This window comes from Streptomyces sp. NRRL B-24484 (assembly GCF_000717715.1).
GTDB lineage: Bacteria > Actinomycetota > Actinomycetes > Streptomycetales > Streptomycetaceae > Kitasatospora.
In genome coordinates, this window is record NZ_JOAI01000032.1 from 33,653 (window position 1) to 60,453 (window position 26,801).

General features: G+C 70.8%; 22 protein-coding genes. 15 read left to right on the forward strand and 7 right to left on the reverse strand.

The genetic code is table 11. The features are described from left to right. Window positions 1-12: 12 nt before the first annotated feature. The 11 genes from IE98_RS0125980 to IE98_RS45050 all read left to right on the forward strand — a co-directional run bounded on the left by IE98_RS0125980 (window position 13) and on the right by IE98_RS45050 (window position 10,779). Window positions 13-1,335, forward strand: coding sequence for a CpaF family protein (locus tag IE98_RS0125980; protein ID WP_078661318.1), 1,323 nt, complete (start codon window positions 13-15; stop codon window positions 1,333-1,335). Continuing rightward, window positions 1,335-2,207, forward strand: coding sequence for a type II secretion system F family protein (locus IE98_RS0125985; RefSeq protein ID WP_052390975.1), 873 nt, complete (start codon window positions 1,335-1,337; stop codon window positions 2,205-2,207). Before IE98_RS0125980 ends, IE98_RS0125985 begins: the two co-directional genes overlap by 1 nt. Further along, on the forward strand, window positions 2,204-3,142 hold the full coding sequence (locus tag IE98_RS0125990) for a type II secretion system F family protein (RefSeq protein ID WP_030272917.1): 939 nt from the start codon (window positions 2,204-2,206) through the stop codon (window positions 3,140-3,142). Before IE98_RS0125985 ends, IE98_RS0125990 begins: the two co-directional genes overlap by 4 nt. A gap of 119 nt (window positions 3,143-3,261) precedes the next feature. Beyond that, the gene (locus IE98_RS0125995; protein ID WP_159401059.1) at window positions 3,262-3,525 is read left to right on the forward strand and encodes a hypothetical protein; all 264 of its coding nucleotides are present in this window, start codon (window positions 3,262-3,264) and stop codon (window positions 3,523-3,525) included. Between the two features lie 97 nt (window positions 3,526-3,622). After that, window positions 3,623-4,000 carry a TadE family protein gene (locus tag IE98_RS0126000; RefSeq protein ID WP_030272921.1) on the forward strand — a complete coding sequence of 126 codons (378 nt, stop codon included), beginning with the start codon at window positions 3,623-3,625 and terminating at the stop codon, window positions 3,998-4,000. Next, the gene (locus IE98_RS0126005) at window positions 3,990-4,427 is read left to right on the forward strand and encodes a TadE/TadG family type IV pilus assembly protein (protein ID WP_052390976.1); all 438 of its coding nucleotides are present in this window, start codon (window positions 3,990-3,992) and stop codon (window positions 4,425-4,427) included. Before IE98_RS0126000 ends, IE98_RS0126005 begins: the two co-directional genes overlap by 11 nt. Next, complete coding sequence (locus tag IE98_RS0126010) at window positions 4,427-4,861, forward strand: TadE/TadG family type IV pilus assembly protein (RefSeq protein WP_030272925.1); 435 nt, start codon at window positions 4,427-4,429, stop codon at window positions 4,859-4,861. Before IE98_RS0126005 ends, IE98_RS0126010 begins: the two co-directional genes overlap by 1 nt. A gap of 26 nt (window positions 4,862-4,887) precedes the next feature. Then, entirely contained in the window at window positions 4,888-5,556 is a 669-nt protein-coding gene (locus IE98_RS0126015; RefSeq protein WP_159401060.1) for a hypothetical protein, read from the forward strand. 143 nt (window positions 5,557-5,699) lie between these two features. Further along, window positions 5,700-6,545: a hypothetical protein gene (locus IE98_RS45045; RefSeq protein ID WP_052390977.1), complete on the forward strand. Its 846-nt coding sequence runs from the start codon at window positions 5,700-5,702 to the stop codon at window positions 6,543-6,545. A 38-nt stretch (window positions 6,546-6,583) separates the two neighbouring features. Beyond that, window positions 6,584-9,877, forward strand: a complete 3,294-nt coding sequence (locus tag IE98_RS0126025; protein ID WP_030272931.1) for a LysM peptidoglycan-binding domain-containing protein — start codon at window positions 6,584-6,586, stop codon at window positions 9,875-9,877. Between the two features lie 230 nt (window positions 9,878-10,107). After that, entirely contained in the window at window positions 10,108-10,779 is a 672-nt protein-coding gene (locus tag IE98_RS45050) for a prepilin peptidase (RefSeq protein WP_052390978.1), read from the forward strand. Between the two features lie 379 nt (window positions 10,780-11,158). Here IE98_RS45050 and IE98_RS0126035 read toward each other — a convergent pair whose 3' ends face one another. The 3 genes from IE98_RS0126035 to IE98_RS0126045 form a co-directional block, all read right to left on the reverse strand. Continuing rightward, window positions 11,159-12,577 carry a DUF2637 domain-containing protein gene (locus IE98_RS0126035; protein WP_052390979.1) on the reverse strand — a complete coding sequence of 473 codons (1,419 nt, stop codon included), beginning with the start codon at window positions 12,575-12,577 and terminating at the stop codon, window positions 11,159-11,161. 400 nt (window positions 12,578-12,977) lie between these two features. Continuing rightward, complete coding sequence (locus IE98_RS45055; protein WP_052390980.1) at window positions 12,978-13,829, reverse strand: ParA family protein; 852 nt, start codon at window positions 13,827-13,829, stop codon at window positions 12,978-12,980. Between the two features lie 214 nt (window positions 13,830-14,043). Then, window positions 14,044-15,369, reverse strand: coding sequence for a ParB/RepB/Spo0J family partition protein (locus IE98_RS0126045; protein ID WP_030272940.1), 1,326 nt, complete (start codon window positions 15,367-15,369; stop codon window positions 14,044-14,046). A gap of 1,034 nt (window positions 15,370-16,403) precedes the next feature. Between IE98_RS0126045 and IE98_RS0126050 the strand changes: the two genes are divergently transcribed. From IE98_RS0126050 to IE98_RS0126060, 3 genes are all read left to right on the forward strand, one after another. Next, window positions 16,404-20,198, forward strand: coding sequence for a DEAD/DEAH box helicase (locus IE98_RS0126050; protein ID WP_159401061.1), 3,795 nt, complete (start codon window positions 16,404-16,406; stop codon window positions 20,196-20,198). Next, window positions 20,198-21,463, forward strand: a complete 1,266-nt coding sequence (locus IE98_RS0126055; protein ID WP_030272943.1) for a hypothetical protein — start codon at window positions 20,198-20,200, stop codon at window positions 21,461-21,463. The genes IE98_RS0126050 and IE98_RS0126055 overlap by 1 nt, the downstream gene beginning before the upstream one ends. Before the next feature lie 565 nt (window positions 21,464-22,028). Further along, window positions 22,029-22,529 carry a hypothetical protein gene (locus IE98_RS0126060; protein WP_159401062.1) on the forward strand — a complete coding sequence of 167 codons (501 nt, stop codon included), beginning with the start codon at window positions 22,029-22,031 and terminating at the stop codon, window positions 22,527-22,529. 479 nt (window positions 22,530-23,008) lie between these two features. Here IE98_RS0126060 and IE98_RS0126065 read toward each other — a convergent pair whose 3' ends face one another. The 4 genes from IE98_RS0126065 to IE98_RS0126080 form a co-directional block, all read right to left on the reverse strand. Continuing rightward, window positions 23,009-23,422 (reverse strand): hypothetical protein, encoded by a 414-nt coding sequence (locus tag IE98_RS0126065; RefSeq protein WP_030272947.1) that lies wholly within the window; start codon window positions 23,420-23,422, stop codon window positions 23,009-23,011. Between the two features lie 103 nt (window positions 23,423-23,525). After that, a complete protein-coding gene (locus IE98_RS45060) occupies window positions 23,526-24,218 on the reverse strand; it encodes a DUF6431 domain-containing protein (protein ID WP_052390982.1) in 693 nt (230 codons plus the stop codon). Between the two features lie 326 nt (window positions 24,219-24,544). Continuing rightward, window positions 24,545-24,889 (reverse strand): hypothetical protein, encoded by a 345-nt coding sequence (locus tag IE98_RS0126075; RefSeq protein WP_420706221.1) that lies wholly within the window; start codon window positions 24,887-24,889, stop codon window positions 24,545-24,547. A 135-nt stretch (window positions 24,890-25,024) separates the two neighbouring features. After that, a complete protein-coding gene (locus IE98_RS0126080; RefSeq protein WP_052390984.1) occupies window positions 25,025-26,218 on the reverse strand; it encodes a hypothetical protein in 1,194 nt (397 codons plus the stop codon). Between the two features lie 183 nt (window positions 26,219-26,401). Here IE98_RS0126080 and IE98_RS0126085 point away from each other — a divergent pair, with 183 nt between their 5' ends. Continuing rightward, entirely contained in the window at window positions 26,402-26,713 is a 312-nt protein-coding gene (locus tag IE98_RS0126085; RefSeq protein WP_159401063.1) for a hypothetical protein, read from the forward strand. Window positions 26,714-26,801: the final 88 nt, after the last annotated feature.

The following is a 26,801-nucleotide window of genomic DNA, read 5'->3' on the forward strand; positions in this document are numbered from 1 at the left end:
TTCGAACCGGGTGTGGAATCCGTCGACTACGACGTCGTGAAGGTCCTGCGGGAGCGGACCGGTGAGGTGCTCCAGCAGCGCCGCCGCACCATCGAGGCGAACGGCCGCCAGCTGTCCGAGGGTGATCTGCGCGCGCTCGCGCTCGACATCATCGCCGATGAGCTGCAGGCGCTGTCCTCCGAGCGGATCAACAGCGGGCAGGTTCCCCTGTCCCTCGAGGAGGAGGAGCGTCTCACCACTGCGGTCGCCGCTGCCCTCCATGGCGCGGGCCGGATCCAGCCGTGGCTGGAGAACCCGGACGTGGAGAACATCGACGCGAACGGCTTCGACAACGTCTTCGTCTCGTTCGCGGACGGCTCCCAGGAGAAGGTCGGCCCGATCGCCGAATCCGACGAGGACATGATCGAGATGATCCGCGTCCTCGCCGCGACCTCCGGCCTCAGCAGCCGTCCGTTCGACTCCAACAACACCCAGCTCGACCTCCGCCTCCCGGACGGGTCCAGGCTGTCGGCGGTGATGGCCGTCTCGAACCGGCCGAGCCTGTCGGTGCGCCGCAAGCGCCTGCGGGTCGCCAGGCTGTCCGAGCTGCGGGCCAACGGCACCGTGACCCCCGAGATCGAGGCCTTCCTCACCGCGGCGGTCCGCGCCCGCCTCAACATCATGATCGCGGGCGAGGTGAACTCGGGAAAGACGACCCTCCTCCAGGCCATCGCCAACGAGATCTCCCCTCGAGAGCGCCTGATCACGATCGAGCGGTCGCTGGAACTCGACCTGCACGAGCTGAAGGAACTCCACCCCAACGTGATGGCGCTGGAAGAGCGTCTGGCCAACGCGGAGGGCCAGGGCTACGTGTCGATGGCCTCGCTCGTCCGCCGGTCGCTGCGCTCGAACCCGCAACGAGTGATCGTCGGCGAGGTCCTGGGCGACGAGGTCGTGGCGATGCTGAACGCGATGTCGCAGGGCAACGACGGCTCCTTGAGCACCGTGCACGCCAACAGCTCCGAGGACGTCTTCCAGAAGCTCTCGACCTACGCCATCCAGGCGGAGGAGCGGCTGCCGATCCACGCCTCCCAGCTGCTGATCGCCAACGCCCTGAAGCTGGTCGTGTTCGTCAACCGCGACGAGGACCCCGTCACCGGCCTCCAGCGGCGCCGCGTCACCTCGATCCGCGAGGTCAGCGGGTACGCCGACGAGCGGGTGACCTCGTCGGAGATCTACGGCCTCGACGAGAACGACAACGTCGTCCCGAATGCCCCGATGACCGACCGCACCCGTCAGCGGCTGGAGCGGCAAGGCTTCGTCGTCGGCGACTACGACTTCCCGGGCAGGTGGTGATGGGCAGCACCCTCACTCCCTACCTGTTGCTCGCGCTGCTCGCCGGCGGCGGGGTCGGCGGCGGCCTCGTGCTGTTCGTCGCCGCCCTGGTGGGTTGGCGCCGCCAGACCAAGGCCACCACCGCAGTCTCACGCCAGGTCGGACGGTTCCTGCGCCGCCGCGCCGGGGCGGCGCTCGTCGTCGGCCTGGTGGTCCTAGTGGTGATGCGCTGGCCGGTGGCCGCCATCGCCGCGGGCCTGCTGGTCATGTTCTGGTCGTCGTTGTTCGGCGGCGCTGCCGCCGAGCGGGTCGCCCTTGCCCGGGTGGAAGCCCTGGCGACGTGGACGGAGAGCCTCCGCGACACAATCGCCAGCGCTGCCGGCCTGGAGCAGGCCATCGGCGCCTCCGCGCGCACGGCCGGTGACGTCCTCGGCCCCTACCTGGTCGCCCTCGACGACCGGATCCGCTCTCGCATGTCGATGCGGGAGGCACTGCACCGCCTGGCAGCCGACCTCGACGACGGCGGTGCGGACATGGTGATCGCGGCACTCATCCAGGCGTCCGAGCTGCGCGGTGAAGGCCTGCGCGAGGTGCTGACCGATCTGGCCAACGACGCCCGCGCCAAGGTCGCGATGCGCAACCGCGTCTTCGCCAGCCGCGCCGGTACCCGCCGCAGCGTGCAGATCGTGGTCGGCGTGATCGTCGTGATGGTGGTCGGACTGCGCGTGTTCAACCCCGCCTACACGGAGCCGTTCGGCACCGTGCAGGGGCAGGCGGTCCTGGCCGTGGTCTTCGGGCTGTTCGCGTTCGGCCTGGTGTGGCTGCAGCGCCTCGCCCGGGTGCCGGCGCCGAACCGCTTCCTCGTCCGGGCCTCCACAGGGGGTGCGGCATGACGTTTGAGCTGATGTGGCCGCTCGTGCTCGGCGCAGGGTTCGGCCTGGGCTGCTTCGTCCTGGTGCGCGCACTGTTCCCGAGCCGACCAAGCGCCGCGGCAACCGTACTGCGGGTCGACGCCCGCGCCCGGGTCTCCACGCGCGGCAACGGCCAGCAGCCGGTGACGGCTTCGGCAAGCCGTGCAGCTCGCAGGGCGCAGCTGCGGGAGCTGCTCGGGCTGCAGGCCTCCCAGCTGTGCGCACGCCAGGGCTGGGAGTTCCCAGCGCTGCGCGCGGACCTGTCTCTCCTTGGGCGCTCGTTCGAGTCGTTCATGGCCACGAAGATTCTGGTGGGGCTGCTTGGTCTGGTCTTCGGACCCGCAGTGTTCGTCGCGCTGTGGGCGGCGGGGTTCGCCAGCAGTCTCACGCTGCCGCTGTGGCTCGCGCTGGTCTTCGCCGCACTGTTCTTCTTCCTGCCCGACATCGAGGTCCGGGGCGACGCGAAGAAGGCGCGCACCGACTTCGTCCACGTGCTGGGTTCGTTCACCACACTGGTCGCCAACTCCCTGTCCGGCGGTCGCGGGCTGCCGGAGGCCTTGAAGACTGCCACCGAGATCACCGACACCCCGCCGATGTTGCGCCTTCGCAGCGAGCTGCAGGGCGCACGGTCCGAGAACCTGACGCACTGGCAGGCCCTCGACCGGCTGGGGCAGGAGATCGCCGTCCCCGAACTGCGGGACTTGGCCAGCCGGATCCAACTTGCCGCGGGCGACGGCGCGCGGATCCGAAGCTCGCTGATGTCCACCGCCAAGACGATCTCCGACCGTGAGCTGTCCGCAGCGGAAGGCAAGGCCGGCGCGCAGTCCCAGACCATGCTGATCGCCCAGTTGTCGCTGGTCGCAGGATTCATGATCTTCCTGGTCTACCCGGGCCTGATGGCGGTGGCCTCCCTGTGATTACCAGCCAGCACACTTCGAGCCCTTCCCCGCCGCGCGCGCCATCGCCGCCGCGCCGGCCCTGAACCAACCCGTCCGGCACCTCGCCGGGCGACCAACCCACGAGGGGAATCCGCATCATGAACCACGCCATTGACCGCATGACCGGCTGGAACCCGGACCTCACCCTGGCCACCACGTGGATCCGGGCCCGCATCGACGCCGCCCGCACCGAGGAGGACGGCGGCTTCAGCACCGTCGAGATGGTCATCGGCATCGCGATCCTCATCGCGATCCTGGTCGCCGTCGCCGTCATCCTCAGCGGCGCGCTCACCACCAAGGCCACCACCGTGGGCAACTGCATCACGGGCGCGAACTCGACCAACAACGGCGGCTGCAGCTAATCACCGCACGACGAGGAAGAGGATGGGAGGGGGACTGATGGTGCACCGCCTTCGCCAACTGGTGGAGCACAGGCGTGCCCAGGGCCGGGACGCCGGCATGACGTCGGTCGAGTTCGCGATCGGTACGCCGATCATCTTCGGGCTCCTCTTCCTCCTCGTGCAGTTCGCCCTGTTCTTCTTCGCGGACCAGGTCGCCCTGGCCTCGGCTCAGGCCGCGGCCAGGGAGGCTCGGGCGACCGCGGCCGCCGACCCGGGCGGCTGGCAGAGCCGCGCGCGCACTGTGGCTCTCAACCGGATCGCCTCGCTCGGCCCGGCGCTCACCCGCAATCCGGAGGTCGTTCCAGAGAACAGCGGGCCTAATCAGGTCAAGGTCACCGTGCGGGTCCAGGTCGTCAACGTCATTCCGTGGCTGAACCTGACCGCGACCGCGACCAGCGAAGGCCCCGTGGAGAGGTTCGTGCCTGATGCAGGCTGACAGGACTCACCTTCGCCGTCTGGCGGGCCGCTTCCGGGGCGACGCCGGGATCAGCACCGTCGAACTGGTCATCGCCACCCCCCTGATGTTGCTCATGGTCCTGCTGCTCGTCGGGTTCGGGCTCATGGTGCAGAGCAGGAGCGCTCTGGACGGTGCGGCGCGCGACGCCGCCCGTGCCGGGGCGCTGCAGCGCGACTACGGGACGGCCACAGCTGAGGCCACCCGGGCCGCACGGGCGAGCGCCGCAAGCGTCTGCTCGAACGGCAACGTGCAGGTCTCCCCCAGCGGGGACTGGCGCGCGGGAGGCATCTTCACCGTGACCGTCAGCTGCGACGTCCGCGGCCTGGCCTGGCTTGGCATCAACTCGAACAGGCGTGTGACAAGCACGTCCACCGCACCGCTCGACACCTTCCGGCGGACATCCTGATGACCACCACGATGCTGCGACGACTCAAGTCCCGCCTGCGCGCTGACGAAGGCAGCGGCGCCCTCTACCTGATCTTCGGCGCGATGCTGTTCATGCTCTTCGCGGGCTTCGTGATCGACGGCGGCCTCGCGATTCACCAGCGAGAGAAGGCCGCCGACATCGCAGAGCAGGCAGCCCGGTACACCGCCAACCAGATCGACCCGGGCGCGCTACGTGCCGGAACGGTCAGCGTGCCCGATAACCCAGCCTGCAGCGGCTACGCCCAGTTCTTCGCTTCCCAGTCCGGCGCGAGCGCCTCCTGCACGGCCGCCGGCGGAAACACCGTCACAGTCCAGGTGCAGCTGACCTATCGACCGATCCTGATGCGTTTGCTCGGACAGACGTCGATTACGGTGCGTGGTACCGCGACAGCACAGGCGGTACAGGAACAATGATCACCCTCGGGGACGGGAGAACCACCATGCGATCCACCACCACTCGCACGCGTCAGGCCGCCGCACTGGGCTGCGCCCTGCTCGCTGTCACGGCCGCGGCCGCTTGCACGAGCTCCAAGCCCGCCGGCGACGGCACGATCAGCGGCGCCCAGAGCGCCCCGCCGTCCGCGGCCACTGCCAGTGCGAGCCCCACCCCGTCGCTGCCGGCTGGTGCGCCTGAGGTGGTCCTGCCCGCCGACCTCAAGGTCACCGTCGCCTTCCCGGCAACCGGCGAAGCGGACAAGGACGCTGTGGCGCAGTCGCTGACGTACGCGCTGCGCGCCTTCAACGGCGCCCTTGCTAAGGGTGACCTTCAGGACCCGGCGTTTAAGTACGCCTATGACGGCATGGCCCGGCCCTACATGGCCAACATGATCGACCAGCTCGTGAAGCGCAACCAGACAGTGACCGGCGAGACGCGCTACTACGCCCCCACGATCACCATCCAAGACGCCACTCACGCGGCGTTCACCTATTGCGAGGATCAGTCAAAGGGCTACGCCAAGGACAAGTCGAGCGGCAAGGTCCTGACCAGCACCCCTTCTGTACGGGACTACACCGAGTGGAACCTCGGCCTTGAGAAGTCCGCCCAAGGGGTGTGGCGCGTGACTCAGACTCTCGGAGAGAAGGGATCCACACGGTGCCAGAACGCCTAACTCTCCGGCGGGCGAGAGTGGTTTCTGCCCTGGCTCTGTTTGCAGCATCGGTCCTGTCATCGCCGGCCCAGGCGGATTGGGGCAACGACCCAGGCGGTAGCACTCCGACCCCGTGGTCGATCGAGTCCCACGTCACGCTGACCATGAGCGAGAACGGCGGTGCGGGGTCGAAGCACCTGGTGTCGTCCGCTGGCAGTTGGGACCCACCCGCGTGCTGGTACGAGCCTGCCTACACCCCTGAGGGCTTCGACTCCGCTTTCCAGGCGCTGCTGCAGAGCCTGTCCGGCACGACCGGCGGCGCGGACGCCCAGAAGGCATACGACGAGCTGAAGGCCGACCATGACTTCCACAAGGGCGAGCAGGGGGCCTGGTGGGGCATGGTCAAGACCAAGGACGCATGGGATCTGCCGGTCACGACGACCTGCACTCAGAGCCCGGGCCTGCGGTGGGTCCCGGCCGGCAATCCTCCGGCCGGGCTGCTCACGGTGACACCGCAGATGCTGAGCAAGATCGCGTACGGGGCGACGAAGTTGCCCTCGCCCGAGGTGGCGCTGTCGCCGACCGCCGACCGGCAGACCGTCAACTTGCCCACGTACGTCAGCTTCAGCCGCCCACTGCAGCCGGTGAGTGTCACGGCGTCGCTGGACTACATGGGCTTCAGCATTGCCGCCTCCACCCGGGCCGTGCCGGTCTCGCTCGAGGTCGACGCCGGAACCGACGACGCATCACCGCGGACCTGCACCTACCCGTTCACCACGTCGGGCGGCGGCTACGTGGTCGACTCGTCGTCGAGCAGCTGCAACGTCACCTACATGCGATCCTCCCGGGGCGGCACCTACCCGCTCACGGGCCGGGTGAAGTGGCAGGTGTCCTGGACGGCGTCGAAGAACCCCACCGCGACGCCGGCCAACCCTCTGCCGGACGGCATGACCGACGCAGCCCCGCAGAACGTGGTGGTCAAGGAGATCCAGACCGTGGTCACCCACTGACCACGCCCCGCTGGACCGATCAACCGAAGGACTGACCCATGAGCAAGACGAGGCCGGCCACGGCCACCCGTACCGCGGGCGACCTGGTGCGCGCCGGTCTGGCCGGCCTCGCCCTGCTCGCCCTGCTGGCGGCCGTGCCCTGGGGCCTGATCACCTTCATCGGCAATCCCCTGCCTGACAGCATGCCGACGTGGTCCACCCTCAACGAGTCGGTGGGCACCACCGTCATCATCAACACGATCGCCGTGGTCCTGTGGGCGGTCTGGGCGCAGTTCGCCTTCTGCGTTGCGGTGGAGCTGCGCGCCGCGCTCTCCGGGATCGGGCGTCTGCCCCTGCGGGTGCCGGCCGCTGGCGTCAACCAGGCCTTGGCGCGCCAGCTGGTGGCCACGATGCTTCTGGTCAGCGCCGGCGCTCTCACTGTGGGCACCGCGACCGCTGCCCCCGCCTCCGCTGCTGCGGCGCCGCGAGCGGCCACGACGGCGGCCGCCGTCCCGCAGCAGGCAGCCAGCGCGGTGACCGCCGCGCCGGGCGCGGCGGCCGCCACCGAGCAGCACCTGCCCATCTACGTGGTCAAGGCCCCGTCCGAGGGCCACCGCGACAGCCTGTGGCGCATCGCCGAGCAGCACCTCGGAGACGGCACACGCTGGTCGGAGATCCAGACGCTGAACGAAGGTCGCCCGCAGCCGGACGGGGGTTCGCTCGGTTCCAACAGCCGGATCCGCCCGGGCTGGACGCTCCTGCTGCCGGCCGACGCCGTCGGGGACGACCTGACCCGGCCGAACACAGCAACCTCTCTGCAGAGCGCCGACGGCGCGGGCAAGCACCTCGTGACTGTGGTCGAGGGAGACACCCTGTCTGGCATCGCCGAGCGGGAGCTCGGCGACGGCGACAAGTACCCGCTGCTGCTGGACGCCACCAAGGACCTGGTGCAGCCCGACGGATCGCACCTGAGTGACCCGGACGAGCTGTTCCCGGGGCAAAAGATCGTCATCCCCGGGCCGGCTGCGGCCGCGCCCGCTTCGCCGGCGCCCTCGACGGCGGCCCCTGTGACTCCTCCGTCCGCCGCGACCCCGCCCGCGCAGACCGCGGCCCCGCAGACCCCCTCTCCGGAGGCCACGGCAGTGCCGCAGCAGAGCGCGCAGCCCTCCGCGTCGGCCACCGCGCAGGCGCCGGCCCCGGCCACTTCGACCGGGCAGCCTTCGGCTCCTGCGGAGAGCGCGCCTGCCACCGCCCCGCCCGCCGGGGCGACTGCCAGTGGCGACCATGCCGGCCAGCAGTTCATCGTCTCGGCCCGCGAGGTCACCGGCGTCGGGGCGCTGCTCGGCGCCGGGCTCCTGGCCACGCTCACCACCCGCCGACTCCTGCAGTACCGGCGCCGCCGCCCCGGGCAGACCGTCGCCGTAGCGGAGGAGACCAGCCGACTTGAGGCCCTGCTGGGCCGCACTGCGCAGCCCGGATCTGCCACCCTCCTCGACCATGCCCTTCGCACGCTCGCGGAATCCGTCCCCGCCGACGAGGAGCTTCCCGAGGTACGCGCGGCGCGCGTCACTGCCGGTGGCGTCGAGCTCCTGCCCGAGGACAACACTCTCGAACCGGTGGCGCCGTTCACTGCCGGCGCAGACGGCTGGTGGACGCTCGACCCGGAGGCCCCGCTGCTGGACGATCTGCATGCGCAGCGGGTCCCGGCCCCCTACCCGGGGCTGGTGACGATCGGCCGCGACGAGGCCGGCAACCACATCCTCCTCAATCTGCCGCACGTCCAGGTGCTGCTCCTGAACGGCACGCCCGCCAACGTGCGGTCCGTGGCCCGCAGCATCGCCTTGGACGCGGCGACCTGCCCGTGGGCCGACCATGTCGACGTCGTGACCGCCGGGTTCGACCGGGACCTGGGAGGGCTGCTGGCCAAGGGGCGCATCCGCGTCACGCCGTCGGCCCACGCCGGGATCGTAGACGTTGCGGAGCTGCGCGCCGAGGCCCTGCAGGCCGAGGAGGCAGGGGAGGAAGGGCCTCTGCCCTGGCTGATGGTCTGCACCGAGGACCCCGGCGAGCACACCTGGGAGCTCGCCGAGGTGCTCAGCACGACCCGTGGGCGTCACGTCGCCGTCGTCCTGCCCGGTGACGCGGAGGGCATCGCCGAGTACTTCCCCGACGCCGAGGTCTTGGACGCCGACGCTCTGGCGGCGCAGGCCTGCGACCTGGCCGACACCGAGGTCGTGCTGACCCGGGTCACCGATGAGGAGCACCAGCAGCTCACGGCCGCTCTGCGGGTCACCGTTCAGGAGGCGGCTCCCGCCGCCGGGGCATGGGAGTTCGTACCGGACCCGGACCAGGTCCCGCCTCGGTTCGGTCCCGCGTCGATCCCCTCCCCCGTCACCTTCGGCGACCACGTGCCCCCGGACGTCCTCACCCGCCACAGTGCCGCGGCCTTGGAGGACGCGGCCGGAGACGAGGACGAGGACGAGGTCGAAGGCGGGGACGGCCTGGCCCCGGCCGAGGACGTCGAGGACCAGACGCCTCCCGAGGCCGGCGAAGACAGCGGTGGCCAGGTGCCCGTGGCGCTGACCAAGCCGGTCACCTCCCGGGACCGGGTGCCGGTGGCTCCCAGCCCCGACCAGCCTCAGCTCCTGGTGCTCGGCCCGATCGCCATCGCGAACAGCCAGGGCTCGGAGACTGCTCACCCGCCCCGCCTGGCCGCGCTGGCCGCCTACCTGTACTTCCGGCCCGGGCGCGACTACGGCTCGATCGCGAACGCGATGGACCCGGTGTCGCCGTGGGAACCGCGGACCCTGCAGACCCGGATCTACGAGCTGCGCAGCCAGCTCGGCCACGCACCGGACGGCTCGCTGTACGTCCCGCGCAAGTCCGGGGACACCTACCGGCTGGGTCAGATCCACTGCGACTGGACCTGGCTGGAATACCTGGCGGAGCGAGGCCTTCCCCGCGGGATCGACGGCCTCGACGACCTCGAGCAGGCGCTGTCGCTGGTGCGGGGCCGCCCCTTCGGCAACGACGGCGACCACGACTGGGCGACGCCGCTGGCGCAGCAGATGGTCTGCCGGGTGCTGGACCTCGCGCACACCGTGGCCTGCCTGCGGCTGCAGGACGCGGCGTTCGATCTGGACGCCGCGCGGCGCGCGATCGCAATCGGGCTCGAGGTTCAGGAGGACGAGCAGCTGTACCGCGACTGGCTGCGGGTCGAGGCTGCGAGCGGCAGCCGGCAGGGTCTGTTCCGCGTGATCGACGCCGCGAAGTCCGCGATGGCGCAGCTCGACAGCGACCTGGAGCCGACGACGAAGCGCCTGATCAGTGAGCTGCTGGGGCAGCGGGCATGAACGGGGTCCCTGTGGTGGCGGCCGGCCTGGTCGGGGCGGTGCTGGGCGGTGGGGTGGTACGGCCGGTCGTCGCTGTCTACGCCCGGCCGGCTCCGGCGCCGCCGGCCGCGGTGTGTGCGTCCTGCGGCAGTCGGGTTCTGGGCGGTGCCGCTGGTTGGGCGACGGCTCTGGCTCGAGGCCGCTGCGGTGCGTGCGGGGAGCGGGTCGGTGCTCCACCGGGAGCTGCCGAGGTGCTGACCGGGTTGGTCTTTGGGTTGGTGGTCGTCGGCGGCGCCGGTGGTTGGCTGATGGCCGCGCAGTTGTGGTTTGCCTTCGTCGGGGCCGCGTTGGTCCTGATTGATGCCGCGGTGCGGCGCCTTCCGGACCATCTCACCGCGGCTGCTGCGGCCGGCGTGGCGTTGCTGCTGGGCGGTGCCACGATCGCGGGGCAGCCCTGGGTCGTCGTGGGCCGGGCCCTCGCGGGCGCGGCCGCCGTCGGGACGCTGTTCTTCGTCGCGGTGCTCGCTGGCGCGGTGGCGTTCGGGGACCTCAAGTTGAGCCCCGCGCTCGGGGCGCTGTTGGCCTGGTCGAGCTGGCAGGCGGTGGCGGCCGGGCTCCTGATGAGCGTCTTCCTCGCGCCGTTGCTGGTGCTGGTCGGTCTCGTAGTCGTGCGCCGGCCGGCCCGGCGGGCGCTCCGGCCGGTGCTCGCCGTCACGGGCCTGGGGCTCGCGGTGGCGGGGGGCGTCGCAGTCGCCCGCGGAACGGGTGTCGGTGTGCTCGGCGGACTGACCGCATGGGCACTGGCTGTCGTGCAGCTCGGTGTGGTGTTGGTGGCTCAGCGCAGGCCGCTCAAGGGGACGAAGGTCGCGGTGGGGCCGGCGCTGATCGCGGGGTCGCTCCTGGCCTCGGTTGCGTTCTCCTAGGGGTCGGCCACCTCGGATTGCGTTCGGCATTTCTGGGCGGGGTCGGCATGGGGCATTGCTCCGGGGCGGGGTGCTGTTGAGGTGTCCGAGAGTGCTTGTTCGGGTCCGGATTCGCGCAACAGCCTGGCGAAATCGCTTCTATGGGGCCTTCAGGCGCCGATCATGGTCTGCGCGATCCGGTCACACCGGGACCTGCGAGTTCGGCCGCCTGTGGCCCCTTTCTGTGGCTCGACTTTTGCCCCATTCATGCCAGTTTGGCCGATTTCGAGGGTTCTGTGCCACGAGCTCGTCGGCCGACCCCCGAGACCCCACGTCCGGAAATGCTGATGCCCCCACAGCTGTGGGGGCATCAGCGTGTTTGCCTCTCTGCGACGTGGTGTCAGCTACCGGCACTGGCCATCTGCAGGAGATCGGACTGGGGCGTCTCGTACTGGCTCCGGTAGGCGTCCGTCAGCTTCTTCCAGTACCGCTTCACGCTGTCGGTCTTCAGCGGGCCGTTGTCCTGGCCGACCTCGCCGTACTCGTCGAAGGCCCACTGGACGAACTGCTCCTTCGTCGGGTGGTTGCCCCACCGCTCGACGTAGGCCACGTAGTAGCCGTAGAGGACCTTCGCGCGGGCGGTGTCCAGGTTCACCTCGATGGAGCCGATCGGATCGGCGGCCGCATCCGGGGCAGCCTCCAGCTCATCCAGCAGGTCGGACTGGGCCTCCGCAAACCCGACCACAGAGCGGACCGGCGCGGCGACCGCGACAACAGGCTGCACGGCCGGACCGTCAGCCGGCCCTGCGGTCTCGGCGGTCGCAGTGACCGCCGAGACCGCAGGTACGGGCACAACCGGGTTCGGGCGCGGGCTGCTGGGGGGAAGCGCCGTCTCGGCGTCAGCGTCCAGCGCTTCCTGCCTGAACCCGGAACTCTCTATCGCACTCTCCGAGGACGGGGCCGGCTCTCCCGACGGAGAGGAACCAGCCTCGACGGCTGGCCGGCTCGAGGGGATTGCAACAGGCTGGATCATCTCTACCTGGTGCGCCTCGGCCAGGGGCGCACGGTGAGCAGATTCGACCTCGCGAGGACGGAGGGACACCCCGAGTTCGGCCAGAGCGTCGTCATAAAGGCGGGGATCACCTTCCCCGAACTGGGACATGCTCAGCAGCAGCTGGGCCAGCTCGGAGGCCTGCTTGCGCCAACGCCAGCCGTACTTCTTCTTCAGCAGCCGGATGAGGATCTTGCGGCGCTTCTCCAGGCCGATGAGCTCCTCGTTGGAGTTGATGCCCCAGATGTGCTTGCGGCGCCACATCGCGAAGGTTCCGAACGGGGAGTTCGCCCAACGTCCGAGGGTGAAGCCCTCCCGGACGGGCTTGCCGGCCGCCAGGCTGGCCCAGCGGGCGACCGCGTGCCGTGCTGCCTCGACAACGATGATGAACAGCACCGGGACGACCGCGTGCATCCCCATCGCGAGCGGCCGACCCCAGGCGGTGGCGCTGTTCATCACGATGGTGGCGACGGTCAGCACCCACGCGGTCTGGCGCAGCAGCGGGAAGGGCATGCGGAGCCAGGTCAGCAGCAGCTCGAAGGCGTACAGGACGACGATGCCCGCGTCGACGCCGATGGGCAGCCACCGGGCGAACCAACCGAAGCCTTCTTGATCGGCGAGGGCCCAGACCGCCTTGTACGAGCCGGCGAAGCCGATGCCGGCGATCGCGATGACGCCGATGATGACGACGAAGATGAGCGCCTTGTGGCCGCGGTTGATCGTGGGCCTGGTCAAGCTGTCCTCCCGATGGCTGAGCCGGTCCACCATTTCATGGGGCCTCGGTGGTGCGCACGGGACATCAGCGGCACTGCGCCTGAGATCAACCGCTATGGGGCACTTGTCCTACTGCGAAGTGTTCGAATTGATGCTGAGCAGCCTGCGAAGAGGGCCGCTGTAGCAGTCGCAGCACTGCACCCTGGATTCGCAGTTGCACAGCCCCGGTCGCACCTGGGTCGTGCGAAAGGCCGCCACCGTCGCAGCCTGCTTGTCCGAGCGAGGGCCGTGCTGCGAGCCGGGCTGCCGCTTCTCGCCAGCCTGAGCGGCTTCACTGCGACGGGCCCGGCCTGCCGTCACCGGGTCAATCTCCGTTTTAGTGGCAGAGGACAGCTGACCGGGTCAGGTCCATGGCGCCGGCGGTGAAGCGGCTGGTGGGGTGATTGCCGAGCAATCACTTCTGGCGGCGGAAGCCCATCGCCTTCACCACCGCAGCGTAGTCCGCTGTCACCTCGGCGGTCAGGTCGAAGAAGGGCAGTGCCTGCTGCGCGGCATAGGACTCGGGCACCCGAGTGGACCTGCGGACGGCGGGCAGGACGATGTCTCCGTACGCCTTACGAGCCTGCTCCTGCGCCTCCGCGTAGACGACGCCGGCGGTCCGCTTGGTCGGCGCGTCGGACATGAGGATCCACGCGAACTGGGGCGCCGCGCCGTTCGGCCCGAACGACTCGTTCACGCGGTCGATGGTCTGCTCGATCCGCGTAAGCGCGCGCAGTTCCTTCCAGCCCGGCTTGACGCAGGCGACGACCTCGGTGGCCAGTACAAGGGCATTGACGACCACGAGCCCGAGGTTACCGGGGCAGTCCAGCAGAACGACGTCGTAGTCGTCGAGGACCGGGGCAAGGGTCTCGCGGAGCCACATCTCTCGGCCGATCAGGCGGCCGGTCAGCAACTGCTCGACGGACTCAAGCTCAACGGAAGGCAGGAGCAGGTCCAGGCCGTCGATCGTCTTGGAGGCCGGGTCCTCTACCGGCCCAGCCATGGCCGGGACAATGGCGTCCTGGACGGTGACGCCCTTGACGCCGATCAGGAGGTCATAGAGCGTCGGCTGGTTGTCCAGCAGGTCGGGCTGGTCGTAGCCGAGCGCCGCAGCAGCGTCGCACTGCGCGTCGAGGTCGACGACCAGGACCTTGAGCTTGTACTTGGCCAACCATGCGCCGACAGTGACTGCTCCTGTCGACTTCCCCGCACCGCCGGACTGGTTCGTGAAGGCGAGGACGCGAGTGGAAGGCAGCGTGGGCGGCATGGGCGCTCCTGGATAGGGAGTGATTGCCGAGCAATCACGGTGGTGCTTCGCGTCGGGTCCTGGATGTGGTCAGGGTGGGCCGCACGCGCGGCAGAGAAAACGGCCCCGGGAAGACAGGGGTCACAGGGAGGTGGGGACAGCGTGCCCTCCAGTACGAGGGCACGCTACAGCGGCTCCTCCGGCAATGGAACACCACGCCGGATCTGTCACTCAATCAGGCAAGGTACTCGCGGACGGCGGCGAGCACCTCAGGCGTGAGATTGTCAATCAACGCCTGCGCGATCTCCTCGGCGCTCGCGGACTCGACGAGGATGATGCGCTTCTCCGCGGCAGGCACAGGCGTCGGCTTGTCGATGACGGCAACCGGGGCCACGGGGGCCGGAACGGCGGCGGTTGATTGCTCGGCAATCACCGAGGCGGCCGACGTGGCGGGGCCAGCTGCGACGTTGTTCGCCGCAGAGGCCGGCGGTGCTGATTGCTCGGCAATCACCTCTGAGGGGGCCTGCTCGAGAAGGGCCTCTGTACGCGGGGTGGGAACCTCGGCAAGTTCGCGACCGGTCGCGCCAGCAGGTGATTGCTCGGCAATCACCTCGGCCTCGGGAAGATCCGCGGCAACGGCTGCAGGCAGCGGCCACCTCTGCTCCTTGGGAAGGGATCGACTCAGCTCGACCACGCCAGCCTCGTCGATGCTGCCCTCGAGGAACAGCTCCTGCAGGTCCCGCCGGAGCTTCGACAGGTGGTCGATCACGAAGCGCAGGTCGAGGTGGCCCTTCTCCGCCTTCTCCTGCACATCCGCCACCGCGTTGCTCAGCGCGACGATGTCAAAGGGCTGCAGGACGCCGTCGACGAACTGCTTCTGGAGAGACGGCCGGACGCGGGCCAGGTTCTTCGCGGCGAAGGAGACGCCAATGCCGGTTCCCGGGGTGTAGTGCTCGTCGAGGATCTTCGCCTGAACTTCGGGGATCGTGTCGAGGATGGCGATGCGGTGGGACACCGTAGTCTGCGAGACGTTCCCGAGCCGGCTCGCCAACTCTCGCTGCGACAGCTTTTCCTCCTGCATCGCCTCCCGGTACTGGATGCCTTCGGCAATCGGGTCCAGGGGCTCCCGGAGGGAGTTCTCCTGAATCGCCGCGATGCGAATACTGACGACCTGCATCTTCAGGAGGATCGGCACGGAGGTCAGGCCCGCGACGTGCGCGGCGGCCAGGCGGCGGTGCCCGTGAATCACGACGTAGGGGCGACCGGACTCCCGAACGTGGTCCGTGTGCTGCGGGTAGTGCTTGATGTACACCTCAGCCGGCACCACGGTGAGCGCGGTGCTGACACCGTCGACCTTGAAGGCCTCGGCCAGGTCGACAACCTTCTGCCATGCCCGCGGGTCGAGCTTCTCCTGCTGGACGTCGCGACCGTTCTCGGGGCTGGGCAGGAGTTCGCTCAGCTCTGCGCTCGAGGGCGGGTTCTGGATGATCCGGGTCTGGGCCGCCTGCTGACGGGCCGCTCCGAGGTCTCGGGAGCCGAGACCTCGCGGGTTGCTTGCCATGGGTGTCTCCGGGGGGTCTGCGGGTCTCGGTCGCTGAGCTTAGCTGTCGCGGAACGGCACTCCGACAGCCGGGGAGGTGATTGCCGCGCAATCACCCCGACGGGCCGCTGCCGGACGCCCCGCCGGAGAACCGGGCCTGAGGGGTCGACGTGCCGGAGGGAACGCGCACCGGGGGTACACGGCCAGGCCCGAATCGGCGCCCCACATTCTGTCAGGCGAGTCCTCCCCCGAGACACTGTCGCCACCGTGTCCTCCTTCCGAGAAGGGTGATTGCTCGGCAATCACCCTCGGCGAGCCTGCACTCGGCTACGCCGTGGTGGAAGCCACAGCAGTTCGGGCACCGAGCCGCCACGTCGGAATCGCGCCCCTCACGGCCCGTATACCGTCGGTATACCGGCCGGGTGGCGTGCGCAGGACGGCAGCCCGCGTGGCCCCTGCTTCAGCTCGGAGTCCACCTTGTGGGGATTTGCCACATTCCGCCATTGACGACCTATCACGCACTGCCCGCCACGAGCGGCGTGGGGGGCGCGATGAGGTCCTCGTGACAGTCCCGGGCGGGAGAATGCCGTGTACCACTGTTCGCCCAGCCCTTGGAGTGTGCTGTGCCGGTCGACTCCCGACACTCTGTTCCCCACCCGGCTGCGAAGGTCTCGTCTCTAGATCTGCCGGGTGCGAGTAGGTGGGAGGCGATGCCCGAGAAGGCATTCTCGGCGGCATTGCAGAAGAGTATGGAGACCGGCCTCCGAGACGTCGCGATGGTGCAGGAGGCCGTCCGGCGGGCCGAGGCCGGGAGAGTGCCGATTCGGGACGCACAGGCTCTGCTGCTGTGCACGAGCGACAGGGCATGGCAGGCGGCACGGGAGGCCGTCCTGCGGTGGCTGACAGGCCGGCCGGAGTTCGCGTCGGCGGTCTTGGCCACGCACACCCAGTTGGTGATGATGCCCCCGGCACGGGCTCTCGAGGAGGGACCGGGGCCCAGCGGCTTCTACTGCCGGGCCGCGGTCGACCTCCCGGACGGCACTGTGGAGGGCCCCATGAGGCATGGGCCGAACCGGAAGGGCACGCGGCAGCAGGCGATGCTGGCGCTGCTCGCTCAGCTCGCCGAGATGGACCTGCCCGCCCGTGAGCAGCAGCCGGTGCCCGATCAGGCGCCGAAGCGGATCGCGGACGCGATCCCCCGCGGCCCGCTGGCGGTGAGCCGGTGGACCGACATGGGCCGCGACCAGTTCTCCAACGCGCTTCGGGGACTCGCGGCCTCAGCCGCGCCGGAGCCGGACCTGCTGGAGGAGTTGGAGGACCGTGCGGCCGCCGGGCGGGTGTCGCCCAGAGACTGGCTGGTCATCCTGACTCAAGGCGGACCCCAGTGGCAGAGCGCCAAGGAGCTGGCACTGCGCAACACCTACGAGGTCCCGGGCCTGGCCGCGCACATCATGAACCTGCTCCGGCAGCAGACCGGCGGGCCTGCCGTCGAATTCAGCGAGCAGCGCACCGGCCCCGCGCACCGCTTGGAGTTCGAGGTCGCCGCGTCCATGGCCACCGACAGCGGGCCGGTCAGCGGTCGGCCCCAACGGGCCAACACGAAGAAGACGGCGCAGGACCGTGCCGTCACCTCTCTTCTGGCGGTGATCGCGGGAGCACGCGATCCGCACGCAGGGGACCAGCGGCTCGAAGAACTGCCGAAGGCGCTGCAGCGCCCGGCCGGGACCAACCCGCTGGTGACCCTGAACGGGATCGTGGTGGCGGGGCTCGCTTCCACGCCGGTGTACGACGTGGACACCGTGCAGGGGAGGCACCGCTGCCGGGTTCGGACGCTCATGGACGGCCGGGTGGTGGAAGCCGTCGCGAGCGCGGGCACGAAGAAGGACGCGAAGACGGCGGCCGTGACCCGGTTGCTGGGGCGCCTTCGGACTGCGTACCTGGATCCCGAGTCTGCGGTCCCCGTCGCCGAGGTGGCTGTGCCAGCCGCGCCCGCGCCGGGGAGTGTGGCGTCGGGAGTCCCCGCTCCTCGGGCCGGGTCGGCGACCTCTCCGCCAGAGTGGGCAACCAGTCGAGACGCCATTGGCTGGGCCCTGGCCGACGGGTGTGCGGTGCTGTTCCACCCGTCGTTCCCCGGCCGGCTGCTCGTGTACCGCGCCGACGGCTCCCCCGTGCACGGTGACCTCCCGCCCGCTCCGCTGGACCCCGCCGTGGCCGACGTCGTCCTCCTGGGGCCGACCGGCAAGCCGTGGCGGACCAGCGTGCAGGCATGGGCCGCGCCCCTGCCGGCGCTGCTGCCGTTCCTGACCGCACCGTCCCCCTCAGCACATCCGGCAGTCGTCGGCTGGAGCGGCGTGGTGCGCCTGGCCCTCCAGGTGGTGGCCGCCGGCGCGGTCATCCCGTCGATCGACGCCACGGGCCGCGACGCCTGGCGACCCGCGCCCAGCGCCGCCCTGGACGCCGAGCTGCGCCGGGCAGCGGCCGCGCTGCCACCCTTCGCCCACGCCGCGACCGCCGCGACCGGCCCGCTGCGCATCCACCCCGCGCTGCCAGCCGCGGAGTCCGTGCTCGAGGGCCTGATCGAGATTCTGGTGCGCGGCCCTGGTGCCGCCCTCCTCCATGGCGACGGTGCCTTCGCCTCCGCGGCCCATCTGCAGAGCCCGGAGGTCCAGCGGTGGGCCGACGAGGTGGAGCGGGACCTCGATCCGCGGCCCGAGCCGGAGCTGGTGCTGGCCGTCCAGGCGCCGGGGCCGGGCGGTCCAGTGCAGCGCGACGGCGAGCCCGTTCTGCTCGCCCGGCTCTCGGTGCGCGACGATTCCGCGCCCGGCACGCTCGTGCAGGGCCGCGGTGCGCGGCGGGTCCTGCGCCGCGGCGCGGCCGCCTGGCCGCCGCTGATCCGCCTGGCCCAGGCCGCGGTGCCGGAGATCCTCGAGCTCAGCGTCAGCGAGGCCGCCGAGCTGCTCGGCGCAGTCGGCGAGCAGTTGGAGGATGCCGGGATTCACCTGCGCTGGCCGCCGGAGCTGGCCGACGCACTTGGCTCCTACACCATCGTCGGATCGGGTTCGGCGGCCGCCGACGGCCGCGGCCTGACGATGGAGGCGATGCTGGACTGGCGCTGGCAGCTCACCATCGACGGCTCCGATCTGACGGAGGCGGAGATGGACGAGCTGGCGGAGGCGGCCCGCCCCCTGATCCGCCTACGGGACCGCTGGATCCTCGCCAACCCTCTACTGCTCGCCCGTGCCCGACACCGGCGCCTGGGACAGCTGCCCACCCGCGAAGCCCTGACCTCGGCCCTGGCCGGCTCGCTGCTCGTCGACGGGACCCTCGTGGCGTGCCGCCCGTCCGGCGGCCTGGCCTCCATCGTCACCGCGCTGCAGTCGGGCGACACCGCCAGCCCGGCCGTCCCTCCCCCGCCGGGACTGACGGCCACGCTGCGCCCTTACCAGCAGCGCGGGTTCCAGTGGCTGGTCCAGCTCTTCGGTCTGCACCTGAGCCCTCTCCTGGCCGACGACATGGGTCTGGGCAAGACCCTGGTCACGCTGGCCGCGGTGCTGCACCGGCAGCAGGCCACCTCGCGTCCGGTCCTGGTGGTCTGCCCCACCTCGCTGCTGGATGTCTGGGAGCAGCAGGCCGCAGCGTTCGCGCCGTCGCTGCGGGTGCTGCGCTACCACGGCCAGGGGCGGTCGCTGCCTGCGGACCTGTCGGCGGGCACGTTGGTGGTCACCACGTACGGCACCTTGGTGCGCGACGGTGAGCAGCTCGGTCGGTACCGCTGGGACCTGGTCGTTGCCGATGAGGCCCACACGATCAACTCGGGGACCAGCCAGGCGTCGGTTGCGATCCGTGCGCTGCTGGCTGATGCCCGGCTCGGGGTGACCGGGACGCCGGTGGAGAACCGCAGCGAGGAGATGTGGGCGCTCCAGGACTGGTTGAACCCGGGCCTGCTCGGTAGCCGCAAGGCGTTCCGGGCGCGGATCGGCCGGCACACGGCGCGGGATGCCGACGGCGAGGCGGCGCACCTGTTGAAGAGGATCTGCGGCCCGTTCGTGCTGAGGCGCCTCAAGACGGACCCCGAGATCGCTCCGGATCTGCCGGCCAAGGTGCAGGCGCTGCACCCGGTCGCGTTGAGCACGGAGCAGGCGGCACTGTACGAGGCCTTGGTGCGGGAGACGGTGGAGGATCTGCGGAGCCGGCCGCGGGCGGCCCGCCAGGGACGGGTGCTGGCGCTTCTGCAGGACCTGAGGAAGATCGTCAACGACCCGGCGCTCTACCTGGGCGAGCAGGTGGAGGACGTGGCGGCCAACCTGCCGGTGGCCCGCTCGCGGTCGGCGAAGCTGGACGTGCTGCTGGATTTGGTCGCCGAGGCCCGCGCCGTCGGCGAGCAGGTCATCGTCTGCGTCAACTACCTGCCGATCGGGAACCTGCTGGCGGCATGTCTGAGCGCCGCCGGGCACCGGGCGGAGTTCTTCCAGGGATCGACTCCGCCGAAGGCCCGCACGCGCATGGTCGAGGACTTCCAGTCCGGCCTCCTGCCCGTGCTGGTGCTGTCGGTCCGGGCCGGCGGCACCGGGCTGACGCTGACGGCCGCAACCGAGGTCATCCACTTCGACTCCCCCTGGACGAGCACCGCCCGCGACCAGGCGAGCGACCGCGCGTTCCGGATCGGCCAGACCCGGACCGTTCACGTCCGCTACCTGGTGGCCCGGGGCACCGTCGAGGAACGGATCGAGAAGGTCGTCACCCACAAGGGCACCCTCGCCGACGCGGTCCTCCCCGCTGGGGAGAACGCCTTCGCCGACATGGACGAGATGGACCTGACCGCACTCGTGACCCTCGGAGGACAGGGCTGATGACCACCGACACCACCGTGGCCCCGGCCACCGGCGACCTGTTCGCCGACGCCCTCATGCAGGCCGTCGACGCGTCCGCCGGGAGGCGGCGCGAGCTCCTCGACGCCACCCGGGCGCTCCCCCACACCGCCTACACCGGCCAGCTCAACACCACGGTGACCGCCCGTGTCCGTGCCACCGTCTCAGCGCCGGACTCCACCCGGGCCCGCACTTCCCTCTACCTGGGGTTCTTGACGGAAGAGCAGTGGGACGAAGCAGGTCGCGTCCTCGTCACCCGGCCCGACGCCCTGGCCGCCCTCATGTCCGGCCGGGTCCACCCCGACCTTCTCGACCCCGAGAACACTGCGGGCCACGCAGTCGTCCCCGCGAACATCGGCTTCGAGTGCACCGCGCACCCTCCCACCGGCCTCCATCCCGAAGGCCGACTGTGCGAGCACGCCGCCATCCTCGCCCACGCCCTGGTGAGCCGCCTGCGAACCCAGCCCTCCGCCCTGCTCGCGATCCGCGGCTGTTCCCTGGGACGGCTCGCGGCCAAGCTCCGCACCGCCTTGAGCTACACCCCCGGGCCGGCCTCCGGTGACACACCTCCGCCTGCACCTGCCCTGCCGCCGGTCGGCAGCGGCGCGGTGCGTGCCGACGACGCCTACAGCCTGTGGCAGGCGACGGCTGGCCAGCTTGCCTCCGTACCGTTGGACTCGGCCGTGCCGACCCCGAGGTACCGGCTGCCGGCGGCACCGCCGGAGGTGAGCCCCGGCATCGCCAGCATGATCTCCGCCGCAGCCGAGTACGCGAAGGGCCTCCTGCAGGGCGAAGCGGTCGAGGAGCTGGACGCCCTCGAGGACGCCGTCCGTCACCTCGCGACGCCGGCAGGGGCGTCACGGCTGGAGACCGTCGCCACCCGGCTGGGCCGCAGTCCCGCCGAGGTGCGCTCGCTGGTCCTGGCGTACCGGCACGGCGGTCCGGTCGGCATCCGAGTCGCGGCGGCGCCATGGGCGGCCGCCGACGAAACGGTCGAGCGCGCGGAGGCTGCCATCATCTCCGCGCAGCCGACTGCCCGCGGCGCGCTGCAGGCAAGCGGCAACCGGATCACCAACGAGAGCGCCGGGGTGCAACTGCGACTCGGCCCGGACGGCCGCTGGTACCCATTCGCAGTCGGCCTGGCCGGCGGGTGGCAGCCGGTCCCCGGACCGTCGCACGATCCGGTCGCGGCATATCGAGCGGCTCGCACAGTACAGCGGCCAGGTCGGCCCCGGTCGCAGCACTGAGCTGCTCATCGGGAGGTCGCAGTCGCAGCTGGCGGCATTGCTGCGGGCCGAGCGTCCTGATCGAGCGACCGCAGGGCACAGGCGCAGTCCGCTGCTGCAAGCCTGGGCGCCGAAGGCATGGCTGCGAGGGTTGCCCGACCCCGGCCCCACCACGGCGCACTTCTACGTGAACGTGCGACCGTGAGACTCGAACGACCCCCTGTATACCGTCGGTATATGGGACCGACGGGGCCAGTGTCAGGTGCCGTCCCCTGTAGCAGTTGCACCGGCAGGTCGGCCAGACCTGCCGCGATCCGGGCCACGACCGGTCGCGCATGCCGTCGGTATACGGGATCCAGCCGGGCCCCTGTGACGTGGCCTCGCGCGGGGCGCAGTAGCAGTCGCACCTCAAGACCGAGCCGACCTGCGCACCGCTGAGGTGCGACTGCGACGGGCGTCCCCGGTGTCGCAGTCGCAGCCCGCCGCAGGGTGCGACTGCGACACCACAGCCGGATCTCCGCAGGCTGGCGCCCGCTGCTGCGAAAACCGCTCCGCTCCCGACGTACAGCGATCCAGAATGTCGGGCATGACCTATACGAGCCCGTTCGGCGCCATGGACACCGAGCACGAGTGGCCCGACGCGCTCTGCCTGTCCCGCACCCACTGCTCGGACGCATCCGAGGAGACGCTCCGCGAGTTCTTCGAGGGGGCCACCGCCCTGATCGACCTCGGGACTCCGCAGCCAGCGTTCTTCCTTGTCAGGCAGTTGGCCGAGCTCGCGCTGAAGACCCTCCTTGGGCCGGGGCAGAGGCACGGTCACGACCTGGGGAAGCTGCTGACGGCGCTCGAGGAAAAGGGCGACGACCTGCTCGCTGGCGGCTCCCGCCAACAGCTGCTCGTCGAGTTCATCCGAGACCTGCACCGCCGCGACCCGAAAGGCGATCAGGGAAGGTACCCGACGACCAGCGACGGGAAGCCCTCGCTGGCCGACGTGTGCTGTGCCAACCCGCAGCTGTTCCGCGAGTACGTGAACGACTTGTTCTTCTACACGTACGACCGCCTCGACCACACCAGCCGAACCGCCTGATTTGCGAGAGCTTCCGGCACAGCGGGGCGGGACGGTCCCGGCCCGCAGCGCACAAAGGCGCCGCACCCAACCCGGCCGAAGACCCCGGTGGGGACGTGCGGAACAGTGGCGCGGCTGCGGGCGGGAATGGCCGGACACCCCGGCAGCACCCGGACACTGAACTGACCCGCATGCTGCCGCCACGAGGACGCCGACCAGTCGCCGTATACCGTCGGTATGCGGCACTGGTCGGCGCCAGGAGGTCCGAGGTGATGGGCGGTTGGGCCGATAGATCGATCCTGCGTGGCCCGAGCAGCGCACCTGATGCGCGCTTCCTCCCCTCACGGGAGACGCTGGTGAAAGTGGGCCGGCCGTGGACCCCCGAGCGCGGCCGGCCCCTGATCCGCTACCGGTACGGACTGCCGAAGCCCGATCCCGCCGTCCGCTGCCATGGTGCCCAGGGGTTCGGTCTCTGCCAGCGGCATGAGGCGGATGGCCGGCTAGAGCTCGGGGCGCGGCGGGTCCTCGGGGACGAGGGCTGCGATCCGCACGGTCGGCGGCCAGGGCGGTGCGGGGGAGTAGGCGTGCACCGCGTTGATGGCCGGGCGACCGGCGGCGACGTCGCCCTCGATCCGGGTTGAGTAGAGCTCGACCTGCTGTCCGCCCTCAGTGACAGTGCGGATGAGCTGGCCTAGTCGGGGCTGGTGCGCCAGTTCGCGGCGCAGGCCTTCCAGCACGTCCTCGGCGTGGAGTTCCTTGGCCCGCTGGGCGGCGCGATCGGTGACGACCGCAACCACCTCGCCGTCCCGGCCGTCCGGGTGTTGAGTGCCACTCAGGATGGTGATGGTGTTGCCACTTACGATGAGCACGGAAGCGCGGACATTTCGGGCGCTCGCCATGAGTTTGATCTTCATCGTGTCATTGGGATGCTCAGCGTGCCGCGCATGGCGGTGATCGGTGGGTCAGAGCTCCGGCAAATCCTGGTTCGGAACGTGCGAGAGTGCGCCAGGGCAGTGGTCAGCGTGCTGGGGCAGGCAGAAGGCCTCCGGTGACGACGGTCAGCAGGCCCAGCGGGGTGGCGGCATCCGCCGCGTCGGCGGGGATGGCAGCCAGCCGGAGGTGGCGTGCCAGGCCGTGGAGGTGCGCGGTGGCGAGCTCGCGCAGGTAGCCGACGCCGCTGGCACCCACGGTGGCCTGCGGTCGTGCGGCGGCCTCCAGCACGTCGGCCAGGGCCGCGGCGACGGCGCCTGCCACGTTCAGGGCCTCGGCGAGCGCGGTCGGCATAGGGGCGTCCTCGGGGCGGACGGCGGCACCGAGCTGCTGGGCGATCCGGGCGACGCTCGCGGTCAGCGTGGCGGCACCGCGGTGGGCGCGCCGGCACCAGTCCCTGGCGGTCCCGACCGGGAGCGCCAGGTCGGCCGCGATCCTCCGATGCCCGACTCCGCCGGCTGCGGCGAGCAGAGCCGCCGCCACGATCCGGGCGCCATAGCCGCTCCGGGGCACGACGGTGGCCGCCATCAGCACGTGCGTGGCCGCGCAGCCCGTGCACCGGGCCCGGTCGGGCGCCAGCTCGACCACCCCGTCCGTGTCCCGGACCCGCCGAACCCGGGCGCGGCCCCAGGGGCGCAGACGCTCGCCGCAGCCGGGGCAGCGCAGCAGGCGCGCGGACAGTGCGCGCCTGGCCGCCACCGGGTCCAGCACCCAGATCACGCCTGCTCACCTGCCTCATCCGGCCAGCGTCCCCGTCGACACCGGCCGCCGGGAAGGGGGAACTCGTGTTGCACGCTGCCGTACTGCCGGGCCGACGCACAAGATCGGCGCCGGAAGTCACCGGAACGGCACCGTGAAGACGACCGGCACGACCGGTCTTCCCCGCCGATCGGCGACCGACCAGCAGCAACCAGCTACCGGGCCCGGGGATGGTCACGGTGCCGCCCGGCACCCTGGGCATGAACGGCGAACCGCTCATCATCACGCTGAACGGCAAATCCAGCCCTGGCCGTGCTCATCCAACGTGGCAATCAACACCGGGTGGTTCACTCGGCTCCCCGCCGGGCCAGCATGTCGGTCACCACCTGGTCGACCGCCTCGACTGCGTCCCGGTCGGCGGCGAGCAGCACCCGACCGCGGTAGGCCGCGACGATCTCCGCGACGGTGGCCAAGTCGACTACCGTGCCCAGCTCGTCGACTGCGGCGACCTCGTCGACCTGCACTCGGGTAAGCAGCTGGGCAGCGAGCTCGCCGTCCAGGCGCTCGGCGTCGCCGGGGAATCCGTGGCCAGCCCGCAGCGCGGCCCGAAGTTCCTGGACGGTGTCCATCGGCGGTAGACCGAAGCGGCTGCCTCCACCGTGTTCGGCGGCCTGGGCGCTCATCCCCTCCACCACCCTCTCCCTGTCGGCTTACCCGGCCCGGGCCGGGCCCTCTACAGATGACGGTAGCGCCCCCACGGGGCCTGCGGGGCCCGGCCCGAGAACCCACCGCCAGAGCCCCGGACCGGCCTGTCGGCGCGAAGGCGGTCAGCGGTGACTGAACTGCACCTGGCCCCTCACAGAGGGCAGCGCAATGCCCTGCGCCTCAGCCGCCGGCCCAGGGCGCAGCGTCCACGGCACCTGCCCGGTGCTGGTGAGCCACTGGTTCGCCAGCAGACGCCGGACAACGAAGACCTGTAGCCCGCGCGGCAGCTCCCAGCCCAGACCTTCCCGCAGCTGATGGAACGACGGCCCGTGGCCGTGCTTCTCCCGGAACGACACGGTGAACGCGGCCGCCTGGGGACCGCGATCGGGATGGGCCGCCTTCCAAGGGCCGTAGGCCTCCATGGTCCTGGGGTACAGGCGCGGCGGCGGACACGGGGGAAGGAGGAAGGCCTGCGCGACCCGGTCTCGTGCCAGTGAGCACAGGGGGCAATTTTCGACGGCCTCGACGTGGCGGCGCAGCGCGGGCGTGACGGAGTCCTTCCATCGGCTCCAGTCGTGGTCCTCGATGTGAAACCGGGAGCTGACGGGCTTCTGCGGTTCGGTCAGGGCGTCGGGAGGCAGCATCGCGCGCTCGTCCTCCGTGAGAGGTCGCATGCCCGCGAGGTGGCCGACCTGGGTGGCCAGTCGGAAGCGGTCTCCGGTCACGTCGACGATGAATCCCTTGCTCTCGAGATCCGCCATGGCAGCTCGGCAGGCGCCCGGGAAGCTGGCCGGGACCTGGCCGAGCCGCTCGGCCGTGCTGTGCGCCGCAAGCAGCAGGGCGGCAAGCCGTGCGGCGGGCGGCAGCTTCTTGACCGGCTTCGCGTTCAGGGTCCGCATGGTCCAGCCGGAGACGCGGGTGCGCATGAGCTTCCCGAACGGCAGCGGGCGGTCCGCCCCGCGCCCGAGGTCGGGGACTGACACGGATACCGGGACTGCGGGGTCGCCATCGAGGAGGGCGGGGTCGATCTGCCAGCCGAGCGTACGGAGCGCGGCTACGGCGGCGGCCGGGTCGCCCAGTCGGAGGGCGGCAAGGTCGGTACCCGTGAGGTTGGCGACTCCGCCGCGCGCGGCGCGGATGGCCACCACCACGGCGAGGAGCTGGGTGTCGGGGCCCGGCAAGGGCAGCTCGAGTACGTAGCTCAGCAGGGTACGAGCTGCCTCGCCTTGGGCTGGGGTCAGGAGATACGGGGTGCGTTGGGGCGGGAGGGCCGAGGCGACATCGGCCCTGGTGAAGGTGGATGCAGTCTGAGACACACCGGATCCAACGCGCGCCCGCTGTTCGGGTCACCGACGGTGCCCTGTCCGGGCACCCCGTCGGCACGTACTGCCGGTCGTGAGCGGCCCCAGTCCCGGTGCAGTCCGAGACCGGCGGTGCCATACGAGATGTGGCGCAAATCCAGTCCAACCGGCGGTCGCGGAGGCACGTGCGCTGGAAACGTGAGCGCTGTGACAGACGATTCGACCCCCGACCAGCCCCAGTTCCGCAAAGGGACGCGCGACCTGACACCCACGCAGCGCGTTCTGGCCGACGAGATTGCCGAGCGGGCTGAGCTCCTCTACGAAGGGTCTCCCGACCTGACCCGAGCCGAAGCGGTGGAGGCGGCTGCCCGGCAGCTGGGCGACCGGCCCCAGGAGCTGGTCCAGCAGGCCCACAGGCTGTACGACGCCCACGCTGACCTCACCTGGCGCCAGGCCGTACACGGCGCAGCGCTGCAACTCGGCTACCTGCCGCCACCATCCGCTGGCTGACCAGCAAGGGTGCCGTCCGGCCCAGGGGTCAAACCTGCACGCCAGGTTCCGGTCATTGGCGCCCCGGGACGGCACCGGCCAGCGGCGC